The organism is Streptomyces sp. NPDC054932 (assembly GCF_053610205.1).
In genome coordinates, this window is sequence record NZ_JBSGXU010000067.1 from 21955 (window position 1) to 40329 (window position 18375).

Consider the following 18375-nt stretch of genomic DNA (forward strand, 5'->3'; position numbering starts at 1 on the left):
GCTTGAGGTATTGCCGCGGGATTGCCTGCAGGGAACGAAGGTCGATGTCCGGGGAGAGGGCTGGCACGGCTGGAACGTGCGTCTCATCATCGACGGGCGTCCCGCTCACGTGACGCGTGTGCCACTCGGCCTGGCCGTCCCCGACGGAATCCTGCCGGACGGGTCCGGGGCCTTCGTTGTTCAACTGTCAACATGGCAGCTGCCGCCCGGTGATCACACGGTGGCTGCCACGTCCTCGTACGGGGGCCGAGAGATCACCATCTGCAGGACGTTCGTCCTACGGGAACGCGAGACCCCGCTCCCCCCCGACCCGCACGGCCGTCATGGCGACCTCCCGGAAGGGGAAGAGGAAGAGGAGTTCGAGGACCCGTACGCGCGCGACAGCTACCACTTCGAGCGGCGCTTCGGCCACATTGGGCACGTGCCGCTGGGCGTCCGGGCGAGGCAGATCGAGGACCTACGGGCGCTGCGTGCCCACCGGGACATGCTGGAGGCGCGTCGTCCGGCCCCGGACCCGCAGGATACGGGCGGTGCCGACCGGTCGGCACCGGTGCTGGGCACAGCGAACTGGACACCCGTGGGTCCCGGGCCGGTCCTGCTGCCCGACGACACGAACGGCGGCAGGACGCTCGCCATCGCCATAGACCCGACGGACGTGAACACGGTGTACGTGGGCACGGCCGGGGGCGGGCTGTGGAAGAGCACCGACCGGGGGCTGACCTGGTCCGCGAAGACCGATTTCCAGCGCAGTCTGGCCATCGGCACGGTGGCCATCGACCCGAACAACCGGCTCCACGTCGTCGCCGGGACCGGCGAGTACAACAACATCTACGTCGGCGCCTACTACGGCAACGGCCTGCTACGGTCGCGGGACGGCGGCACCACGTGGGCTGAGCTCGGCACCACCGTGTTCCAACAGGACGAGATCTCCCGGGTCCTGTTCGATCCGACGGACACCACCGGGCAGCGCCAGTTCCTCTCCTCCAGCATCGGCGTGTACGCGACCACCGACGACGGCGTCAACTGGCTGCAGCTGATGCCCGGCGATGCCAGCGATCTGGTGGCCCTCCCCGTGCCGAATGCCACCGCAGGAACCGTGAAACTCATCGCGGCGTTCAAGGGCTTCGGTCTGTGGACAAGTACCCGCACCTCAGGTAGCTGGTCGGCCTGGACGCGGATTTCGTCCCCGGCGCTGCCGGCCGATCACGACCGGGTGGAACTCGCCCAGCGGCGAAGCAACCCTTTGGTGAACCTCGCAGTCTTCGCCTGGAACGGCGACCTCGCGGGCATGGCCAGGACGACGGACGGCGGAACCACTTGGTCGGCCGTTCCCATCCGTCTGAACGTCACGAAGACATACCGCTCCGGTGTGGGGGGACCGGGCCCCCATGACCACTCGGTAACGGTGCCCGGTGCAGACCTCATCACGCCGGCGGCGGCCCATGTGTACACGACCACACAAGGCGGCGGAGGCGGAGCCGCCCCGCACACGCACACCCTGTCGCTCACCGCACAGCAGATCGCCACCCTTGCAAGGGGCGGCCCTGGCTTCCCGGCCGATACCAGCGCCGACTCCGCCGGCCACACGCACTTGTTCTGGCCACGGATCTGTGCCCAGACCGGCTACAACCTCCACGTAGCGGTGCACCCCACCAACGCCAACATCCTGTTCCTGGGCGAAGTAGGGCTGTACCGCAGCCTCACGGGCGGCGGCACCTTCACCCCCGTCCCCGGCATCCACTCCGACCACCACGCCTTCGCCTTCGACACGAGCCCCTCGCCGGCCTGCTGGGACGTCAACGACGGTGGCGTCTACGTCTCCACGAGCAACGGGCTGACGTGGACATCCCGCAACCGGCATCTGGCCACCCTGCAGTACATCTCCGTCGCCCAGCACTCGACCTGGGACAGCGTGATGCTGGGCGGCACCCAGGACAACGGCGCCCAGCTCTACGAGGGCCTTCCCGCTTGGAGAGTCGTGGCTCAGGGGGACGGCGGATTCACGGCGATCGACCCCCAGAAGCCCACCCGCATGTACTACGAGCACACGTTCACCGTCTTCTTCCGTTCGGACGACGCCGGCAGGACCTGGCAGCTGAAGAACAACGGGATCAACACCGGCTCAGTCTTCTACGCACCGTTCGCTCTCGATCCTGCCAACCCGAACATCTGCTATTTCGGTGGCGCTGAACTCTTCCGCAGCGCCGACAACGCCGACAACTGGTCGGTGGTCACCTCCGGTGTCGACGGAACGATCACCGCCATCGCGGTGCACTCCGACAGCAGGACGATCTACATCGGAACCAAGAACGGGCGGGTCTACCGGTTGCTGCGTACCGGCGCCACATGGAATCCGGCGGACGTGACCCGCACCGACATCACCGCCGCCATGCCCGTCTCCGCCGTCTCCGACCTGGCCGTGGACAACACCGGAACGGTATGGGCCACACTGGGCTCCGTCATCAACAGCGAAGCGCCCGGAGAGTTCATCAACGATCACGTCTGGCGCCGGGGGGCGACCGCCACCACATGGGAGTCGCGTTCCAACGGACTGGCGCGCGCCAACCCGGTCAATACCATCGTCATCGATTCGGCCGACAACAACCGGGTCTTCTGCGGAGCTGATGTCGGAGTGTTCCGCAGCGATGACGCGGGCCGGACCTGGTACCCGTGGGATCAGGGTCTCCCCAACGTGCCCGTCTTCCACCTCGCTGTGCACGGCCCGCGCAGACTGCTACGGGCCGCGACGCACGGCCGCAGTGTCTGGGAACGGCCGATCGACGCCACCACAGCCGGCATGGTCGACCTGTACGTACGCGACAACGTCGCCGACTCCGGCCGGGGCTTCCCTTCCCCGACGGGCGTGCCAGATCCGTTCGACCCCACCGGCAACAACGTGCTGTGGTGGTGGCAGAGCCCGGACATCGTCGTCGATGCTCCCACGCCCAACTACCAGACCGCCCTGCCCGTCTCCGACTTCGTGGCACTGAGCCGCATCCAGCACGAATGGCTCCAGCGCGGAGGCGTCAACCGCGTCTACGTGCAGGTGCACAACCGCGGCGCGGGGCCGGCGACCAATGTCCAGGTGCGCGCCTTCGTCGCCGATGCGTCAGCGGGCCTACCCCCGCTGCCAGACGACTTCTGGACGGGCGGCAGGCCCTTCACCGGGGACCCGACGGCCACCCACTGGAGCCCCATCGGGCCCACACGCATCGTTCCCCAGCTGAAGCCGGCGGAGCCTGCCGTCCTCGCCTGGGACTACACGGCTCCCTCATCGGGGTCCTCGCATTCCTGCATCCTGGCAGTGACCACGTGCGCGCAGGACCCGCTGAACGGCGCCAGCGTGACCGACGTCGGCACCCTGGTGACCACGAAGAAGCACGTCACGCTCAAGAACCTCCAGGCCGTGGGCCTGTCCACCGGCGCGTCCACCCCCGACGACGCATTCATCCTCTTCTTCAACAACCCGGCCCACGTCGACCGCCCCTTCACGATGGCCGTCCACTGGGCCGGCCTGCCTCCCGGGATCCGACTGTTCACCGCCTTCGAGGAGGAGACAGAGGACGGCCAGGGCCCCCGGCCGGGGGACGGCGTCAGTCCGATCGACCACGGCGCCCAGCTTCTCCCCGCCCGGTTCACCGACCGCCAGGGCCGGGTACGGCGCTTCGACTTGCGCCACGCCTACGAGCTGTTCCCAGCGGCAGACCGGCAGACCCTCGTGCACGACCTGCGCATTCCGCCCCTCCAATCCCGTGCCGCGGCCATCAGCGTCCAACTCCCGGAGAGCATGGAGGCGGGCAGCCAAGCCGAGCTCCATGTGCTCCAGAAGGACGGCGAACGGCTGATCGGAGGCACCACCTACATCGTCCGCGCCGTACCCCCACCCGGTGCGTGAAGCCGGCTGCTGTACCGATGCTCCGGGGTCGCCGTAAGTCAGAGTGCGGCGGCCGGGGTGACCCATAAGCAAACCAAGGGTATCGACGACACGGTCAGGGAGAAGCTCCTGCACGTCCTGGCCCTTCGGAGGCAGAGCGCCGGGCGGCTACCGACCCTAGCGTTCACCCGCACGCAGTAGTGCGTGCAAGGACTGTTCGTCGCTCTCCTAAGATCACGGCGTCCCCGGCGGCGGAAGCACCCTTCGCGTGCCATCGCCTGCAGGCGTCTTTTGCTGCCCACCCCCTCTTTTTGTGCACCGGGAGAACTCCGTGATCGTGCCCCCCACGAACCCTGACAGGCATGCCGTGGCGATCGTGGGCCTCTCGTGCCGGCTACCGGGTGGAATCGATGGACCGCAGGACCTGTGGGAAGCGCTGCAGGAGGGACGCGACCTGGTGGGCGAGGTCCCGCCCGACCGTTTCGACCCCGAACGGTTCGTCGACACCGAGCGGCGCAGGAACAACAAGAGCTACACGGCGGCGGGCGGATTCCTCCGGGACGTGACCGGTTTCGACAACGGCTACTTCCAGCAGGTCTCACCGCGCGAGGCGGCGCGCATGGATCCGCAGCACCGGCTGCTGCTGGAGATGGCGGTCGAGGCCCTGGACGACGCCGGCATCGACCAGATTGCCGCGGTCGACTCTGACACGGCGGTGTTCGTCGGCATGTCGAGTCACGACTACGCCGACTTGCCATCCACCGGCGGTGATGCGCCCAACGCGTACTCGATGGCTGGGTTGGCGGCCACCAACGCCGCCAACCGCATCTCCCACCTGCTCGACTGGCACGGGCCGAGCATGACGGTGGATACCGCCTGCTCCTCGGCCCTGACCGCCCTGCACCAGGCGTGCGAGACGCTGCGCATGGGCCGAGCGCGTATGGCTCTGGCCGGAGGAGTGAGCGTCCTGCTCAGTCCTTTCGGCTTCACCGGCTTCTGGGCCGCCTCCATGCTGTCGCCGACCGGCCGCTGCCGTGTCTTCTCGGCGGAGGCAGACGGCTACGTGCGCGGGAAGGGCGGCGGCGTGGTGGCCCTCAAACTTCTGTCCGACGCGCTCACGGATGGCGACCGCATCCATGCAGTGATCCCGGCGAGCGGCGTCAACAGCGACGGCAGCACCACCGGGCTGGCACTTCCCAGCGCCCAGGCGCAAGCAGCATTGCTGGAACGGGTCTACGCCCAGGCCGGCGTGAGCGCCGACGACCTGTCCTTTGGCCCGGTTGCGGGTGCCTCGGCTGACCGGCCGCCCAAAGACAACGCCGGATGTGGTCCTGGCCGACAAGGCCTACTCGTCCCGGGCGATCCGCCGTCATCTGCGGCGGCGCGGGATCCGGGCGGTGATCCCGCAGCCCGCCGACCAGGCCGTGAACCGCGAGCGCCTAGGCCGGTTCGGCGGCCGCCCGCCAGCCTTCGACCGTGAGGCTTACAAGCAGCGGAACACCGTTGAGCGGTGCATCAACAAGCTCAAGCAGTGGCGTGGCCTGGCCACTCGCTACGACAAAAACGCCACCATCTACCTCGCCGGACTCCACCTCGCCGCCATCTTCATCTGGTCAGCAAGGTGATCCGAATATGCGGCCTATCGTTCGCTCCGCCAGTTGACGAAGGACACCTCGTCCTGCAGGGAGATACTGATCTTCCCCTTTCGAAACACCGCATCACTCAGGAGCCGATGAAGGAACTCGGCCATGCCGAGAGGGTGCAACTGCATCTCGGGGTTGGTGTGTCGTCCGCAGATCAGGACCGGCCATCGATCCGGGTCGTCGTCCGTGGTCACCCAGCAGTAGATGTCCGCGCCCGACGTCACGGCCCAGGCCACGATGGACTCGGGGTCCACGTCGAAGTCGGCGCCGTCCCGGCACATCTCCCAGGTCTCGCGGGCGTTCTCCGTCTCGTCCCGCAAGCCCGGGCCGTCCCTGTAGGGGTATCCCTCGGCCCGCAGCGACGGCAGCAGGATGCTGATTCCGTCGCTGATCGCCCCCGACCCGTACACCTCCATGAAGCGGACGTAGTCCGAGGGGAACCGGGTCCCCCAGGCTGCCTCGACCTCGTCCCAGTCGACCTGCTCGTCGACCCCGACAGTCATCGGCATGAGCTCGGCAAGTGCCGCCACCGCTTCCGTCCCGCGCATGTCCCTACCCTTCGTCCCGCCGCCCGCACTGCGCGGCGCTCGCCTCCAGGGCCCAACCTACGAGGACGGGCTCTGCAGCGAATCTCCAGGGCCCCGTCTCCGGAGCCCTGCAAGATCCGAAAGAGACGGCCTAGGTGTGTTGTCCCGGGACGTTGGTGACACGCGTGCTGGGTGCTTGAACGGGTGAGGGCCTCCGGGTTCGGTGTGGATTGCGACATCTGCACCGAAGGCAGGAGGCCCTCGTGCCCCACCGTAACGCCCCGCTGACCGAGACCGGACGACTGCGACTGGCCCGTTGTGTCGTCGACGACGGCTGGCCCGTGCGCCGGGCCGCGGAACGTTTCCAGGTCAGCCACACCACCGCGGCCCGCTGGGCCACCCGCTACCGGCAACTCGGCGTCGCCGGAATGAGTGACCGCTCCAGCCGCCCCACCACCAGCCCCGCAGGACTGCGACCCACGTCGAGGAACACGTCCTGCGGCTGCGGCGCGAACACCGGATCGGACCCCTGCGGCTGGCCGCCCGCACCGGTATCGCCCCCTCGACCGCCCACCGCATCCTGGTCCGGCACGGCCTGCCACCACTCGCGGCCCTGGACCGGGCCACCGGCGAACCCGTCCGCCGCTACGAACGCGCCCGCCCGGGCGAACTCGTCCACATCGACGTCAAGAAACTCGGCCGGATCCCCGACGGCGGCGGCCACAGGACCCTCGGCCGGGCCCAAGGCCGACGCAACAAGACCGGCACCGGCTGGGCCTACCTCCACACCGCCCTCGACGACCACACCCGCCTCGCCTACACCGAAGACCTCCCCGACGAGACCGCCCCCACCTGCGCCGGCTTTCTACGGAGGGCGACGGCCTGGTTCGCGTCCGTGGGCATCACCGTCGAACGGGTCCTGACCGACAACGCCTGGGCCTACAGCAGGAACACCTGGCGCCAGACCTGCGACGACCTGGACATCCAGCCCCGCTGGGAGATGGGGGAGTTCGGGATGTGTTCACTGGCATGGTCGCTCTGGGTGCCCTGCAGGGCGCCGGCCGTTGGTGGCGCGGCGCCGAGGACTCGTGTCGTGGACTGAGTCTGGCTTTCACGGGTGATGGCAGGTGGCCCATGGCAGGCCGACGGCGGCCAGAGCTTGGAGCTTGTCGGCCGAGAGTTTGGCGCGGCGGGTCTTGGCGTTGGACAGGAAGACACCAACTTGACTTCTGCACCGTCCGGCAGCACCTCCACGTGAGCCCTGGAGGCGGTCACAGACCCCGTACGGGCCTTGTGCTGGGCAGGCGTCTTCGCGCGGCCGCAGATGTGGCAGAACAGCCGCTCCGGCGCGCACGGCGCGTCTGACCGCAGCCGAGGCGAGACGTCCACGGCCAGGACAAGCCGGCCGTCGGGGGAACTGCTGGAGCGGCAGGCCGGCCGGCACCGTCGGCAGCCGGCCGGCACCGTCGGCAGCCGGCTGGCGTCGATTCGACCGTGATTGAGCCCGCCGTACATCGCTCCGTGCCCGCGGCGGTGCTCCGGCAGCAGACCCACCCTCACGGCCTTCGTCGGGTCACGTGCACCTTGGTCGGAGCACATGATCAGACGAAGGCCATTCCCACGTCCGGCGAATCCCCAGGCGAGCCACCCCCGTTCGAGACGACGTTCGACACCTGGAGACGAAGAGGCTCAGTCGGGCAGCGCCACGGTGAGGTCCACTTCAATGAGCTGCCCCGTGAAGCCGAGTTGTGCAACGCCCAGCAGCGTGCTGGCGCTGGTGAAGGCCGGCCCGAGAGCTGAGCCGGTGAGCCGACGCCAAGCGACGCCCAGAACGTCTCTGTCGTCGCTCCGCACATAGATCACAGAGCGCACCACATGTTTCGGCTCGGCATCAACCGCAGCCAAGGCAGCGAGTGCGTTCGCGACAACCTGGTCGACCTGCACCTCAAGCGATCCGGAACCGACGAGGGAACCACTCCGATCGAGAGGGCACTGCCCCGCCAGGTAGGCCGTACGACCGGCCTCCACCACGGTGATGTGGTGATAGCCGGGCGTCTCATGCAGCTGCTCGGGGTTGATACGAGTGATCTTCGCAGTCATGCCCGCGAGTTTGACCGGCTTACTGTTGGTGCGCATTGCATTTTGTTCCACCGAGCAGCACTCGCAGCATCCAGAAGGTCAAAGAACAAGCTAGGGCGCGCCGCTGCCCTGTCGGCTTCCACCCGTGAGCTGGCCCGCCAGGATGACGGCGAATCCGGCGACCAGAATCGCGCCGCCGGTCAGGGTGCCCCACTGCCGGGTGCCGGAATCGTGGATCACCAGCCCGAAGACCACCTGCCAGCACAGAGCGAAGGCCGTGACCAGCTGGCCCCAGCCGTAGAGGCGCGGGCTGCGGATGTGCCGCCGGTTCATGGGGAGCAACCACCCGCGAGTGACCGCCGCCAGCCCGGAGGCGGCGATGACCAGCGCGACGAGAACCAGAGGCGCGACGAGGTACAGCTTCATGATCTCTCTCCTGCGCGCCGGACCCGTGCCGGACGCTCGCGTGATCATGTCACTGGCCGGATGAAGCGTCCATGCTTCGCCGTGGGCATTGGCACGGCCCGCCCGGGCCCACCCGCTCGCGCCCCCGTGACCAGCGAAATCGACCGGGGCGGACAGCCGCCGGGGCCGCTGCGAGGACATCCCTGCCGAGTCGGAGGAGCATCTAGTGCTGTGAGGCCGACCGGGCGCGCTGTGCCCCGGCGTGCACGGGGCGGCGGCGCACATCGGTCGGCCGTGAGGAGGAAGCCCATGATCGTCGATTGCGCACATTACCGCGACGGGCGTCGACAGCAGGAGGGCGCGATGCCTCTGGAGCAGGCGGCCGCGCGCTGCCGACAAGGCGGATTCGTCTGGCTCGGCATCTTCGAACCGGGTCCCGAGGAACTGGACCGGGTCCGCGAGATCTTCGGACTGCACGAGCTCGCCGTCGAGGACGCCGCGGCCTTCCACCTGCGGCCCAAGGCCGAGCAGTACGAGGACGGCACCGAACTGATCATCCTCCGCACGGCACGCTACGACGACGAGCGCGAGGAGATCGACACCGGCGAGATCAGCATCTTCCTCGCCGACCACTTCGTGATCACCGTCCGCCAGGGCATCGCGAGCGAGCTGCACGAGGCCCGGAGCCGACTCGAAAGCCGCCCCGAACTGCTCAAGACCGGCAGCGCCGCCACGCTGTGGGCGATCCTCGACCAGGTCGTCGACAGCTACGCGCCGGTCGTCGGCGAACTCGAGCGGGACATCGAGCAGATCGAGGCCACGGTGTTCTCCGGGGCGGTCGCCCCGACCGAACGGATCTACTCCCTGCGCCGCGAGGCCACCGACTTCTACCGCGCCGTACACCCGCTGCTCGCCGTCCTCACCAGGCGGCTGCAGCCAGGAAGGACGCCGCCCGCGCTCCAGCCGTACATGCGTGACGTGCACGACCACCTGCTGCTGGTCAACGAGGAGGTCGCCGCCCAACGGGACCTGCTGACCACCGTCCTGGAAGCGAACATCGCGGTGATCTCCGTGGAGCAGAACAAGATCAACCTTCGGCAGAGCGCCACGATGGAAAGGCTCACGATCCTCGCGAGCGTCTTTCTGCCGCTGTCGTTCGTGGTCGGCTTCTTCGGCCAGAATTTCGCGTGGCTGGTCACCCACATCAGCAGCTTCACGGCGTTCCTCACCCTCACCCTCCTCGGGCTGCTCCTGCCGTGCCTGATGCTGTACGTCTGGCTGCGCCGACGCCGGAGCCGGCCAACACCGCCGATGCCCGGGGCGAAGCCCCTGTCGTGATTCCATCGCGGCTGCCGCCGGCGCCGTGATGGGACGAGCCGACCGGCCCTCGACGGGCTTCGGAACAGGGCCGTTCGGCCGTGAAGTGCTGGACGCCGCGGCAGCGGGGCGCGTTCCGGGCAGGGTCGGCCGGAGCAATGGGCGCGCTCACAGCCGGTCAATTATGGATGGATCTCGGTCAATCCGGGGTGCGGTTTTCGGCCGCGTGGTCGGATGCTCCCCTCTACGGGATCGGCGAGTGCGAGGCGCAGCATGGCAGCGACGACCGAAGAGCCCTTCAGGGCTCTGCTGGAAGCGGCACCGGACGCGATGGTCATCGTGGACGACGCCGGGGTGATCCGTCTGGTGAATGCACAGACCGAGGCCCTGTTCGGCTACCCCCGCGAAGAACTCCTGGGACGCACCATCGACGTCCTGGTACCCGAGCGCTTCCGCGGCCAGCACCCCGGCCATCGGATCGGCTACGCGGCCAGCCGCCAGGTGCGCCCGATGGGCGCGGGGCTGGAGCTGTACGGGCTGCGCCGGGACGGGCGCGAGTTCCCCGTGGAGATCAGCCTGAGCCCGCTGGAGACACCTGAAGGCCTGCTGATTTCGGCGGCCGTACGGGACGTCAGCGAGCGCAGGGCCGCCGATGCGCGCTTCCGGGCCCTGCTGGAGTCGGCGCCCGACGCCATGGTGATCGTCGACGAGAGGGGCGCCATCCAGCTGGTCAATGCGCAGACCGAGGCGCTCTTCGGATACGCCCGCGAGGACCTGCTGGGGCGGGCCGTCGAGGTACTCGTACCCCACCGGTTCCGCGGCCGTCACGCCGACTTCCGGGGCGGCTACTTCGTCAACCGGCAGGTCCGGCCGATGGGTGCGGGCCTGGAGCTGTACGGGCTGCGCCGGGACGGGGGCGAGTTCCCGGTCGAGATCAGTCTCAGCCCCCTGGAGACCCCTGACGGCACCCTTGTCTCCGCGGCCATTCGCGACGTCACCGAACGCAAGGCCGCCGAGGAGACACTCGCCCAGCTCTACGAGCAGCAGCGTCATGTCGCCCTCACCCTCCAGCGGAGCCTCATGGGCTCACCGCCCGACGTGCCGGGGATGTCGACGGCCAGCCGGTACTTGCCGGCCCGGCAGGGTGCCGGGGTGGGCGGCGACTGGTTCGACCTGATCCCTCTGGGCGGTGGGCGCGTCGGCGTCATGATCGGCGATGTGATGGGGCGCGGCCTGGATGCCGCCGCTGTCATGGGGCAGCTGCGATCCGCCTCCCACGCCCTGGCCAAGACAGGGATGCCGCCCTGGCAGCTGATGCGCGCCCTCGACGCCGTGGTGAGTGAACTCCCGGACCAGTTCGTCACCTGCTGCTACCTCGTCGTCGACGCCGACGCGGCCGAGGTCACCGTCTGCTCGGCCGGACACCTGCCCGTCCTGTTGGCCGGTCCCGGGGGCGAGGTGACCCGGCTCGCGGCGGACGTGAGCGTCCCGCTCGGGGTCGGCGAGGTACCCCACCACGAGAGCCGGCACAGAGTCGCCCCCGGCTCGGTGCTGGCTATGTACACGGACGGTCTCGTGGAGACCCCGGGAAGCGACATCGAAGGGCAGCTCGACGGGCTCGCCAATGTGCTGGAGAAGGGCCTCGCGACGACCGGATCCCTTGAAGCAGCAGCCGACCGGCTGCTCAGCGAGCTCCTGCCGGACGTCGACGACAACCCGGACGACGTGACCCTCCTGCTCGTGCGCATCCCGGAGATCCCGGCCACTTCACGGACCGTGGTCCTGGACGCCGATCCGAGCAGCGTGGGTGAAGGCCGGCGGTTCCTGCGCTCCACACTGGCCGAGTGGGGCAAGGACGACGAACAGCTGAGAGAGACGGCCTGTCTGCTGGTCTCCGAACTCCTCTCCAACGCGGTGCGCCACGGCCGCGGCCCGCTCCGGCTCCGGATGCGGCAGGCCGGACGGGAGCTGGGGGTCGAGGTCTGCGACGGGAGCCCGGTGCTTCCCCAGGCCCGCTTCGCCGCACCGGACGCGGAATCGGGCCGAGGTCTGCTCCTCGTGGACTCCATGGCCAGCTCCTGGGGCACGCTCCCGACAGCCGAGGGCAAGGCCGTCTGGTTCGCCCTGCCGTTGCCTGCCCCACGTCGTTGACAGGGGGTGCCGACTGCCGCACGTGCGTGTCGGTGGCGTGGGGGTCACACCGGTCTCCCGGTCGGTCCGCTGTCCTCTTCCGTCTCTTCCTCCCTCTCTGCCCCACGATCGAGAAACCTCGGATGGTGGCCACCGGCAGTGACCGTGGCCACCATCTCGGCCAGCAGTGCGCAGGCTCGCGCGATCTCTTTCTGGGTCTGGTTGCGCTGGCTGACGGTTGCCGCGACCAGCAGCGCGGTCAGCGCCGAGGAAGCGTTGAACGCCTGCAGGGTGATCATGTTGGTGAGCAGGTCATGACCGGCGAACGGGCCTGATCCACGGGCAGCGGCGACGATGGCAAAGGTCGACACGGACAGGGCGCAGAGTGCGGCTCCGGCCAGCTGGAAACGGAAGGCGGCCCAGATCAGCAGCGGGAAGCCGAGGAACATGAGCGGCGTATTGCTGATCTCGAGGAAACCGACACCGATGGTGGCCGCCAGGAGCAGCAGTCCCTCCGCCCAGCGGGACGGCCGGGCGTCCTTCGGCCAGCGTGCGGAGCGGAGAACGAGCAGGACGGGTGTTACCACCAGTACGCCCATCGCGTCGCCGGTCCACCAGACCGACCAGGTCGGCCAGAATTCGTCGGCGCTCAGCGCACCGGCGAGGGCCAGGGTCCCGCTGCCCACCGTCGCGCTGATCAGCATCCCGGTGAACGCACCGAGGAAGATCAGCCCGAGCGCATCCTGCAAGCGGTCCAATTCGTTACGGAACCCCGTACGGCGGAGCAGCGCGTAGGAGCACACGGGCGCGAGGGTGTTTCCCGCGACGATCGCGAGCACGGCCAGGACCGATGGGCCGAGCGGGACATTGACCAGGAAGGCGCCCAGCGCGATCCCGGGCCAGACCCGCAGACCGCGCACGAGCAGGCTCGCCAGGGCGATACCGGTCGGCGGCCACAGCGGGGTCACCTGGCCCCCCACCAGTTGCTGGACCAGTCCCAGCGCGGCTGAGCCGTAGTACAGCGCGGCAACGGCGCAGATCTCCAGGACGGCCAGACCGGCCCGCCGGAGCTGTTCAGGCCGCGCGGCAGCCATCAGGCGACACCTCCGCATCGATATCGCCCCGAAGTCCATCATCCGTCGGATCCCTCGGATCCTCCACGGAACGGTTGAGCCGGATGTGAGACACGGCGTCAGAGGTGCGGGGTGCGCAGGGCGAGGATGGCCAGGTCGTCGTGACCGTCGCTGGGGTGGTGATCGGCCAGGGCCTGAACGAACTCCTGCAGGGGCAGTGAGGCATACGCGGTGGCGAGATCGGTGAGCCGGTTGAGACTCTCGTCGATGGGGTGGTCGGGATGCTCGATCAGCCCGTCCGTGAAGAAGACCACGGTGGCGCCTGCGGGCAGGAAGCGCGAGTGGTCGGGGCGGGGCTGATCGGGATCGACACCGAGCGGTACCCCGGGCTCGGCGAACAGGTACTCCGCCGGGCGGTCAGGGGCGATCACCAGTGGTGGGACGTGGCCCGCGGTGCTCCAGTGGAGCCGCCAGCCCGGCCCCTCGGGCTCGATGCGCGCCAGGGTCGTGGTGGTGACGGGATTGCTCGTGATGGCGTGCAGGGTGCGGTCGAGCTGGGCAAGGATGGCGCCGGGCGGACGGGTCTGTTCGAACAGCAGGGCCCGCAGCATGTTACGGGTGGAGGCCATGGAGGCCGCGGCCTCCAGATCGTGACCGACCACGTCACCGATGACGATCGCCACGATGTTGTCGGTCAGCGGGATGGCGTCGTACCAGTCCCCGCCGAGCTGACTGGGCTCGGCAGCGGGCCGGTAGATGGCGGCCGCCGCGAAAGGTCGCAGGTCGGGCAGTCTCGGCAACAGGAGCCGTTGGAACTGCTCGGCTCCGAGGCGCACCCGTTCGAACAGGCGGACGTTCTCGATCGCGATTCCGGCGGCGCTGGCCAGGGCGACGACGACGTTCTCGTCGTGGACGTCGAAGGGATGCCCATCGCGCCGCTCGGAGAGGTAGAGGTCGCCGTAGATCTCACCGCGGACGCTGATGGCGACGCCGAGCAGAGTGTTCATGTGCGGGTGGCCGGGCGGGAAGCCCGTGGACGACGGATGGGTCGAGATGCTGTCGACCCGCAGGGGTTCGGGGTGGTGGATCAGGTGTCCGAGGACACCCCTACCGCGAGGCAAACCGGTCTCGGCGAGACCGGCACGCTCCTGTTCGGACAGACCTGCGGTGATGAACTGCTCCAAGTGCTCGCCGGATTGGCTGAGTACGCCCAGTGCTCCGTAGCGGGCGCCGACCAGGTCCATGGCGGTGGTCACGATGCGGTGCAGCACGTCGGGGAGCTCCACCTCCCGGCTGATGGCCACCACCGCGTCCAGCAGGCCCTGCAGTCGGTCCATGGCGGCCAGCAGGGAGTGAAGCTGCTCGTCGATCCTGGCCAACTCGGTACGCAGACGCACGTGCAGGTCGGGAAGGTACGGCTGCCCCGAATGTTTCCCTTCCTCGTTTCCTGCCATCAGGAGCGCCCGGCAGTCGGATTTCGGGCCACGGTCACCTTCAGCCGGCCGAAGCCGGTGCCGGTCGTGGTGAACGCTCGGCGCGGCCTGCCGTCCGGCTCGGTCTCGTCGGGGTTGCTCCATTTCGGCACCGACATCGTCGGGTCGGCCCGCAGGGCAGGATGGATCCGCTCAGACAACCCCTCACCTGAGCGGTGCATTCCGGTCTCCTGACGCGACCCTGATCGATCGAGACCACAGCGTGTCACGGCCGCTCAGTCAAAACAGTCATTACTCCGAAAGCGGCATGCCACCTGGCCGTCTCTTTGGATGCTTTCGGTCGGGCCCGTGTCGTCCGGTGCCATGCATCTCCCCCAGCTACCGCTGGGAGGTGCCCCCTGGGCGGAGGAGCGCCGTTGTGCTGGACATACTGCGGTGTTCCGACAACGCGGCGAGGTGCGGTGCCGGGCGGCGCGGGCCCGGCAGCCCCTCACCGCTCCGCCCAGCGCGCAGTCTCGCACGCAACGATCCACCGAGACAGAGATCATTTGCTCATCCGGGCAGGTTCGGCTATGTGCGCTGCAGCTGCATCTCGTCGTCGCGGATCCAGTCGTAGTGTCCGCCACCGGAACCTGACTGCGGTGTCTCGTAGTAGGTGTGGCCCTGCCACTTTGCCGCGCTGCCGGTGAGTTTCACGCACTGGTCCTTGCGCCAGCGTCCGCCCGTGTCGGTGAAGCCGGAGACTTCGTTCCAGGTCCTGATCCAGCCGGTCAGCTGCCGGTTCGGCTCGCCGTAGATGCGGATGTCCGCTCGCCAGGCACGGGCGAGGCCCGCCGTGGCTCTGACGTCGCAGTTGACGTTCTCGGTGATATCGCGCAGCTGGTCCAGGTCCACGGTGTAGCCCTCCTGGTATCCGCTGGATTCCCTGCGGACCACCGCGTACGCGAACTGCTTGTACACCGCTCCCCGGTCGTTCTCCTTGGCGAGGCTCCAGTACCCGTCCCAGCCCGTGTACCAGCCCGGGGCGAAGCGGTTCTCGTCCATCTCGATGAAGCACGTGTCCTTGCGGACGGTGGGCACCGTCCCGCCGGCCCTGCGGAAGCCGCCGTCGGAACGCTTCGAGTAGGCGATGGCCTCCACCTTCGTCCACGCCGCGCAGGATGCCGCCCGCTGCTGTTCGGCGCCGGACACCGGGCTGCCGCCCAGAGAGACCAGGACGGCCACAGCCACAGCCGCCGCAGCCGAAGCCTTGCGGTACTTCACGGATACTCCTCGAGGCTCACCGCTTGCAGGACACCGTGGCAACCGGCACCAAGATCGAAAAGTTGCGGCGCTTCCGCGGTCGACGGGCGTCACGCGGAGTCACATTTTGTACGGCGAATTGTGTCACTACCGCTGCTGGAGCCGGCAACCGTCAGGACCGGGCTCATTCGGACGGCGCCCCTACTGTGGTGAGCGGGGACGACAAGCACTTGAGTTGCAGGATCGGGCGCTGGAGCGCCGAGTCGAGGGACGAGTACAGGCTCAGGCGGAAGGCCCAGGCGCCGTCCGCGGTCGCGGGTTGCTCGCGGGCGCTCCAGCCGTCGAGGGCCGAGGTGAGAGTTGGGATCGTCGTGGTGTCGTACAACCCGACGGTGGACTGCACGACGGGCAGCAGCGCCGTCACCGGCGGATCGGCGGGGACGAGGGTGTACTCGTACCGCGCGCCGATCGCGATCGTGCGGTCGGTCGGGTCGCCGTCGAAAACGGCCGCGAACATCGGGGCAAGGGGTTCGTTGGACCACGGGTCGATCGGGATGGCGCCGGTGATGTCGATGAACGGCACCACCGGCTCGCGGTAGCCGACCTTCGGTGTCCGGTAGACGAAGGCCGGTGCGGTGTCCGGCCAGCCCTCGCCGAGCAGCCGCGCGTTGCGAGTGACCCGGGCGTTCGCCGACGCGTTCTGGTAGGCGGCGACGTGCAGGGGCGGGAAGGTCAGTTCGAACGTGAGCAGGGTGAACGCCTCGACGGTCTCGAACGGGAAGGCGTAGCACTGGCAGTGCTCGGTGTCGGCGCACCCGCAGCTTTCGGGGTCGACGCGCGTGAGGTCGCAGCGGTCGCCGGCCTCGGTGACGCAGACGATCTCCGGCCAGCCCACGTCGTCGGGGCCGGACTCCACGGTGTGCGTCAGCCGCAGGGTGGCGTACCAGCCGTCCTCGGCGTCGAGGCCGAGGGTGTACAGGTGGACGGCAGCCGGGACCGGCCCGCCGCCCGCGATCGCGGGGACCGCCGACGCGGTGGCGGGATCCTGCCCCCAGTGCGTGGTCCAGGCCTGGGCGACGGCCGAGGCGAGCGTCTGACAGGTGCCCAGGGCGTTGGTCAGGGCGGTGCGCTGGTCGGCGCCGGCGTGTTCCCAGTCGGGCAGCCCGGCGAGCAGGCCGAACAGAGGGGCGGACACCGCGGTGTACTGCGCCAGCGCGGTGAACAGGTCGTCAGCCGGCGCGGCGGCGGTCGGACGGGGGGACTGGTTGTAGCTGACCCGCAGTTCGACGGTGTCCTGCTCGGCGGACTGGTGCTGCACCGAGAGCCGGTACTGCCAGTGCAGTACGTCGTCGAGCCGCGCGGCCTGGCCGGGGCCGAGGGCGTGGTGGTCGAGCAGGATCGGCATCGGCGGGTACGCGCGCAGCGGGATCGGCACGCGCGGTGCGCCGAGGTCGAAGTCGAGGGCGGTCGGCGAGCCGGATCCGATCGGCGTGACGAAGCTGAGCCAGTCGGACCGGTCGTAGCCCTCGACCTCCGGTGCGATGCCGAACTCCAGCTCCAGGACGGCGAAGTCGAGGGTGAGGTCGAGCGCGGCGTGCGCGGCCTCGTCGGGGACGGTGACCAGGAAGCTGACCTGGGAGTCGCCGTCGGCGAGCGAGACCTTGCCGTTCGACACGGTCGCGGTCCGCAGCCGCGCGGGGACGTCGCCGTAGCCGACGACCGGGTTGCCGGACAACCGCGCCGACAGGCCGGTCCACGGGGAGGATGCGCTGGTGTCGTACTGCACGACGGCCGAGGTCGCGTAGCCGCGGCTCAGCGAGACCAGCAGCTCCTGGCGCAGCTGTTCGACGGCTGCGGCCCGCTTGAGGTCGGGTCCGGTCTGCGGGGCCTGCCCGACGAGAACGTAGTCGAGCCCCTGCGCCAGGGCTCCGGCGAGCGACTTCTTGCAGCCGATGAGCTGGTCGAGCACGTCACGGCCCAGCGCGTAAGCCCCGTCGGCGTACGCGGCCGACAGCAGGAGTTCGACGTCGGTGAGGAACCGCCGGGCCCAGACCTCGAGGTCGATGCCCTGGTAGTCGAGTGCCTCACCACCCGTCAGCAGCCCGGTGGAGGCGTCGAACCCGGGGGTGTACACGCCCTGGCGGGCGATCAGCGTGGTGGCGAGAGGGCGGATGGCGAAGGTGCGCGGCTGCGGGGTGTCGGCGATGTCGAGCGGGGGGTCGATGCTGACGCGCTCGATGCCGTCCGGGGCGAAGACGACCGCCCAGACGTCGGTTTCCGACGTCTGCCCGGGCGCGGTGGCCAGCCGCAGGACAGGTACGGCCTGCTGCACCTGGGCGGCGAACGCCTTCAGCGAGAGCGCGCCGTCCTGCGTCGGGTCGGCGGACCGGTCGGCGGGGACGGTGGTGCGGTCGCGGGTCGCGCTCGCGGTGAGCGCCGGATCGACCAGCTCGGGGTCGCGGCAGAGCTCCAGCGCCACGGTGATCGGGAAGACCGGCTCGGGGAACGACCACTGGACGCCCCCGGGCCCGGGCTGGGCGAGCCGGCCGGTGTGGCGGGCGGTGGCCGGCGGGACGAGCTCGCGCGCGCCCGCCCGCAGGAATCCGGTGTCGGCGTTGGCGTCCACGATGGCCTCGATGGCGGTCACCACGC

General features: G+C 69.2%; 11 protein-coding genes and 3 pseudogenes. 6 read left to right on the forward strand and 8 right to left on the reverse strand.

What is annotated here, in order from left to right:
- Positions 1 to 220 precede the first annotated feature (220 nt).
- From ACWGE1_RS19700 to ACWGE1_RS19710, 3 genes and pseudogenes are all read left to right on the forward strand, one after another.
- Positions 221 to 3895: a glycosyl hydrolase gene (locus ACWGE1_RS19700; protein ID WP_453421771.1), complete on the forward strand. Its 3675-nt coding sequence runs from the start codon at positions 221 to 223 to the stop codon at positions 3893 to 3895.
- 355 nt (positions 3896 to 4250) lie between these two features.
- Positions 4251 to 4976, forward strand: a pseudogene (locus tag ACWGE1_RS19705) (beta-ketoacyl [acyl carrier protein] synthase domain-containing protein); the annotation flags it as partial.
- A 169-nt stretch (positions 4977 to 5145) separates the two neighbouring features.
- A pseudogene (locus ACWGE1_RS19710) lies at positions 5146 to 5499 on the forward strand (transposase); the annotation flags it as partial.
- Between the two features lie 14 nt (positions 5500 to 5513).
- On the opposite strand, the gene ACWGE1_RS19715 reads toward ACWGE1_RS19710, so the two are convergent.
- Complete coding sequence (locus ACWGE1_RS19715; RefSeq protein ID WP_453421772.1) at positions 5514 to 6065, reverse strand: SMI1/KNR4 family protein; 552 nt, start codon at positions 6063 to 6065, stop codon at positions 5514 to 5516.
- A gap of 242 nt (positions 6066 to 6307) precedes the next feature.
- Between ACWGE1_RS19715 and ACWGE1_RS19720 the strand changes: the two are divergent.
- Positions 6308 to 7041, forward strand: a pseudogene (locus ACWGE1_RS19720) (IS481 family transposase); the annotation flags it as partial.
- A 692-nt stretch (positions 7042 to 7733) separates the two neighbouring features.
- On the opposite strand, the gene ACWGE1_RS19725 reads toward ACWGE1_RS19720, so the two are convergent.
- Both ACWGE1_RS19725 and ACWGE1_RS19730 read right to left on the reverse strand, forming a co-directional pair.
- Positions 7734 to 8144 carry a RidA family protein gene (locus ACWGE1_RS19725; protein ID WP_453421773.1) on the reverse strand — a complete coding sequence of 137 codons (411 nt, stop codon included), beginning with the start codon at positions 8142 to 8144 and terminating at the stop codon, positions 7734 to 7736.
- 90 nt (positions 8145 to 8234) lie between these two features.
- On the reverse strand, positions 8235 to 8549 hold the full coding sequence (locus ACWGE1_RS19730; RefSeq protein WP_453421774.1) for a hypothetical protein: 315 nt from the start codon (positions 8547 to 8549) through the stop codon (positions 8235 to 8237).
- 342 nt (positions 8550 to 8891) lie between these two features.
- Here ACWGE1_RS19730 and ACWGE1_RS19735 point away from each other — a divergent pair, with 342 nt between their 5' ends.
- Both ACWGE1_RS19735 and ACWGE1_RS19740 read left to right on the forward strand, forming a co-directional pair.
- Positions 8892 to 9866, forward strand: coding sequence for a CorA family divalent cation transporter (locus tag ACWGE1_RS19735; protein WP_453421775.1), 975 nt, complete (start codon positions 8892 to 8894; stop codon positions 9864 to 9866).
- Between the two features lie 252 nt (positions 9867 to 10118).
- Entirely contained in the window at positions 10119 to 11996 is a 1878-nt protein-coding gene (locus ACWGE1_RS19740; RefSeq protein WP_453421776.1) for a PAS domain S-box protein, read from the forward strand.
- A 44-nt stretch (positions 11997 to 12040) separates the two neighbouring features.
- On the opposite strand, the gene ACWGE1_RS19745 is transcribed toward ACWGE1_RS19740, so the two are convergent.
- The 5 genes from ACWGE1_RS19745 to ACWGE1_RS19765 form a co-directional block, all read right to left on the reverse strand.
- Positions 12041 to 13069 carry an MASE1 domain-containing protein gene (locus tag ACWGE1_RS19745; RefSeq protein ID WP_453421777.1) on the reverse strand — a complete coding sequence of 343 codons (1029 nt, stop codon included), beginning with the start codon at positions 13067 to 13069 and terminating at the stop codon, positions 12041 to 12043.
- A 98-nt stretch (positions 13070 to 13167) separates the two neighbouring features.
- The gene (locus tag ACWGE1_RS19750; protein ID WP_453421778.1) at positions 13168 to 14445 is read right to left on the reverse strand and encodes a SpoIIE family protein phosphatase; all 1278 of its coding nucleotides are present in this window, start codon (positions 14443 to 14445) and stop codon (positions 13168 to 13170) included.
- A 56-nt stretch (positions 14446 to 14501) separates the two neighbouring features.
- Positions 14502 to 14681: a hypothetical protein gene (locus ACWGE1_RS19755; protein WP_453421779.1), complete on the reverse strand. Its 180-nt coding sequence runs from the start codon at positions 14679 to 14681 to the stop codon at positions 14502 to 14504.
- Positions 14682 to 15051: 370 nt separating this feature from the next.
- Positions 15052 to 15744: a hypothetical protein gene (locus tag ACWGE1_RS19760; protein ID WP_453421780.1), complete on the reverse strand. Its 693-nt coding sequence runs from the start codon at positions 15742 to 15744 to the stop codon at positions 15052 to 15054.
- Between the two features lie 163 nt (positions 15745 to 15907).
- The coding region (locus tag ACWGE1_RS19765) for a hypothetical protein (RefSeq protein ID WP_453421781.1) at positions 15908 to 18375 on the reverse strand (2468 nt) is incomplete at its 5' end.

What these genes read in the sequence shown, in the direction of transcription:
- ACWGE1_RS19715 (WP_453421772.1), bottom strand. Translation starts at nt 6,065, where the DNA reads ATGCGCGGGACGGAAGCGGTGGCGGCACTTGCCGAGCTCATGCCGATG.
- ACWGE1_RS19735 (WP_453421775.1), top strand. Translation starts at nt 8,892, where the DNA reads ATGCCTCTGGAGCAGGCGGCCGCGCGCTGCCGACAAGGCGGATTCGTC.
- ACWGE1_RS19740 (WP_453421776.1), top strand. Translation starts at nt 10,119, where the DNA reads ATGGCAGCGACGACCGAAGAGCCCTTCAGGGCTCTGCTGGAAGCGGCA.
- ACWGE1_RS19725 (WP_453421773.1), bottom strand. Translation starts at nt 8,144, where the DNA reads ATGACTGCGAAGATCACTCGTATCAACCCCGAGCAGCTGCATGAGACG.
- ACWGE1_RS19730 (WP_453421774.1), bottom strand. Translation starts at nt 8,549, where the DNA reads ATGAAGCTGTACCTCGTCGCGCCTCTGGTTCTCGTCGCGCTGGTCATC.
- ACWGE1_RS19745 (WP_453421777.1), bottom strand. Translation starts at nt 13,069, where the DNA reads ATGGCTGCCGCGCGGCCTGAACAGCTCCGGCGGGCCGGTCTGGCCGTC.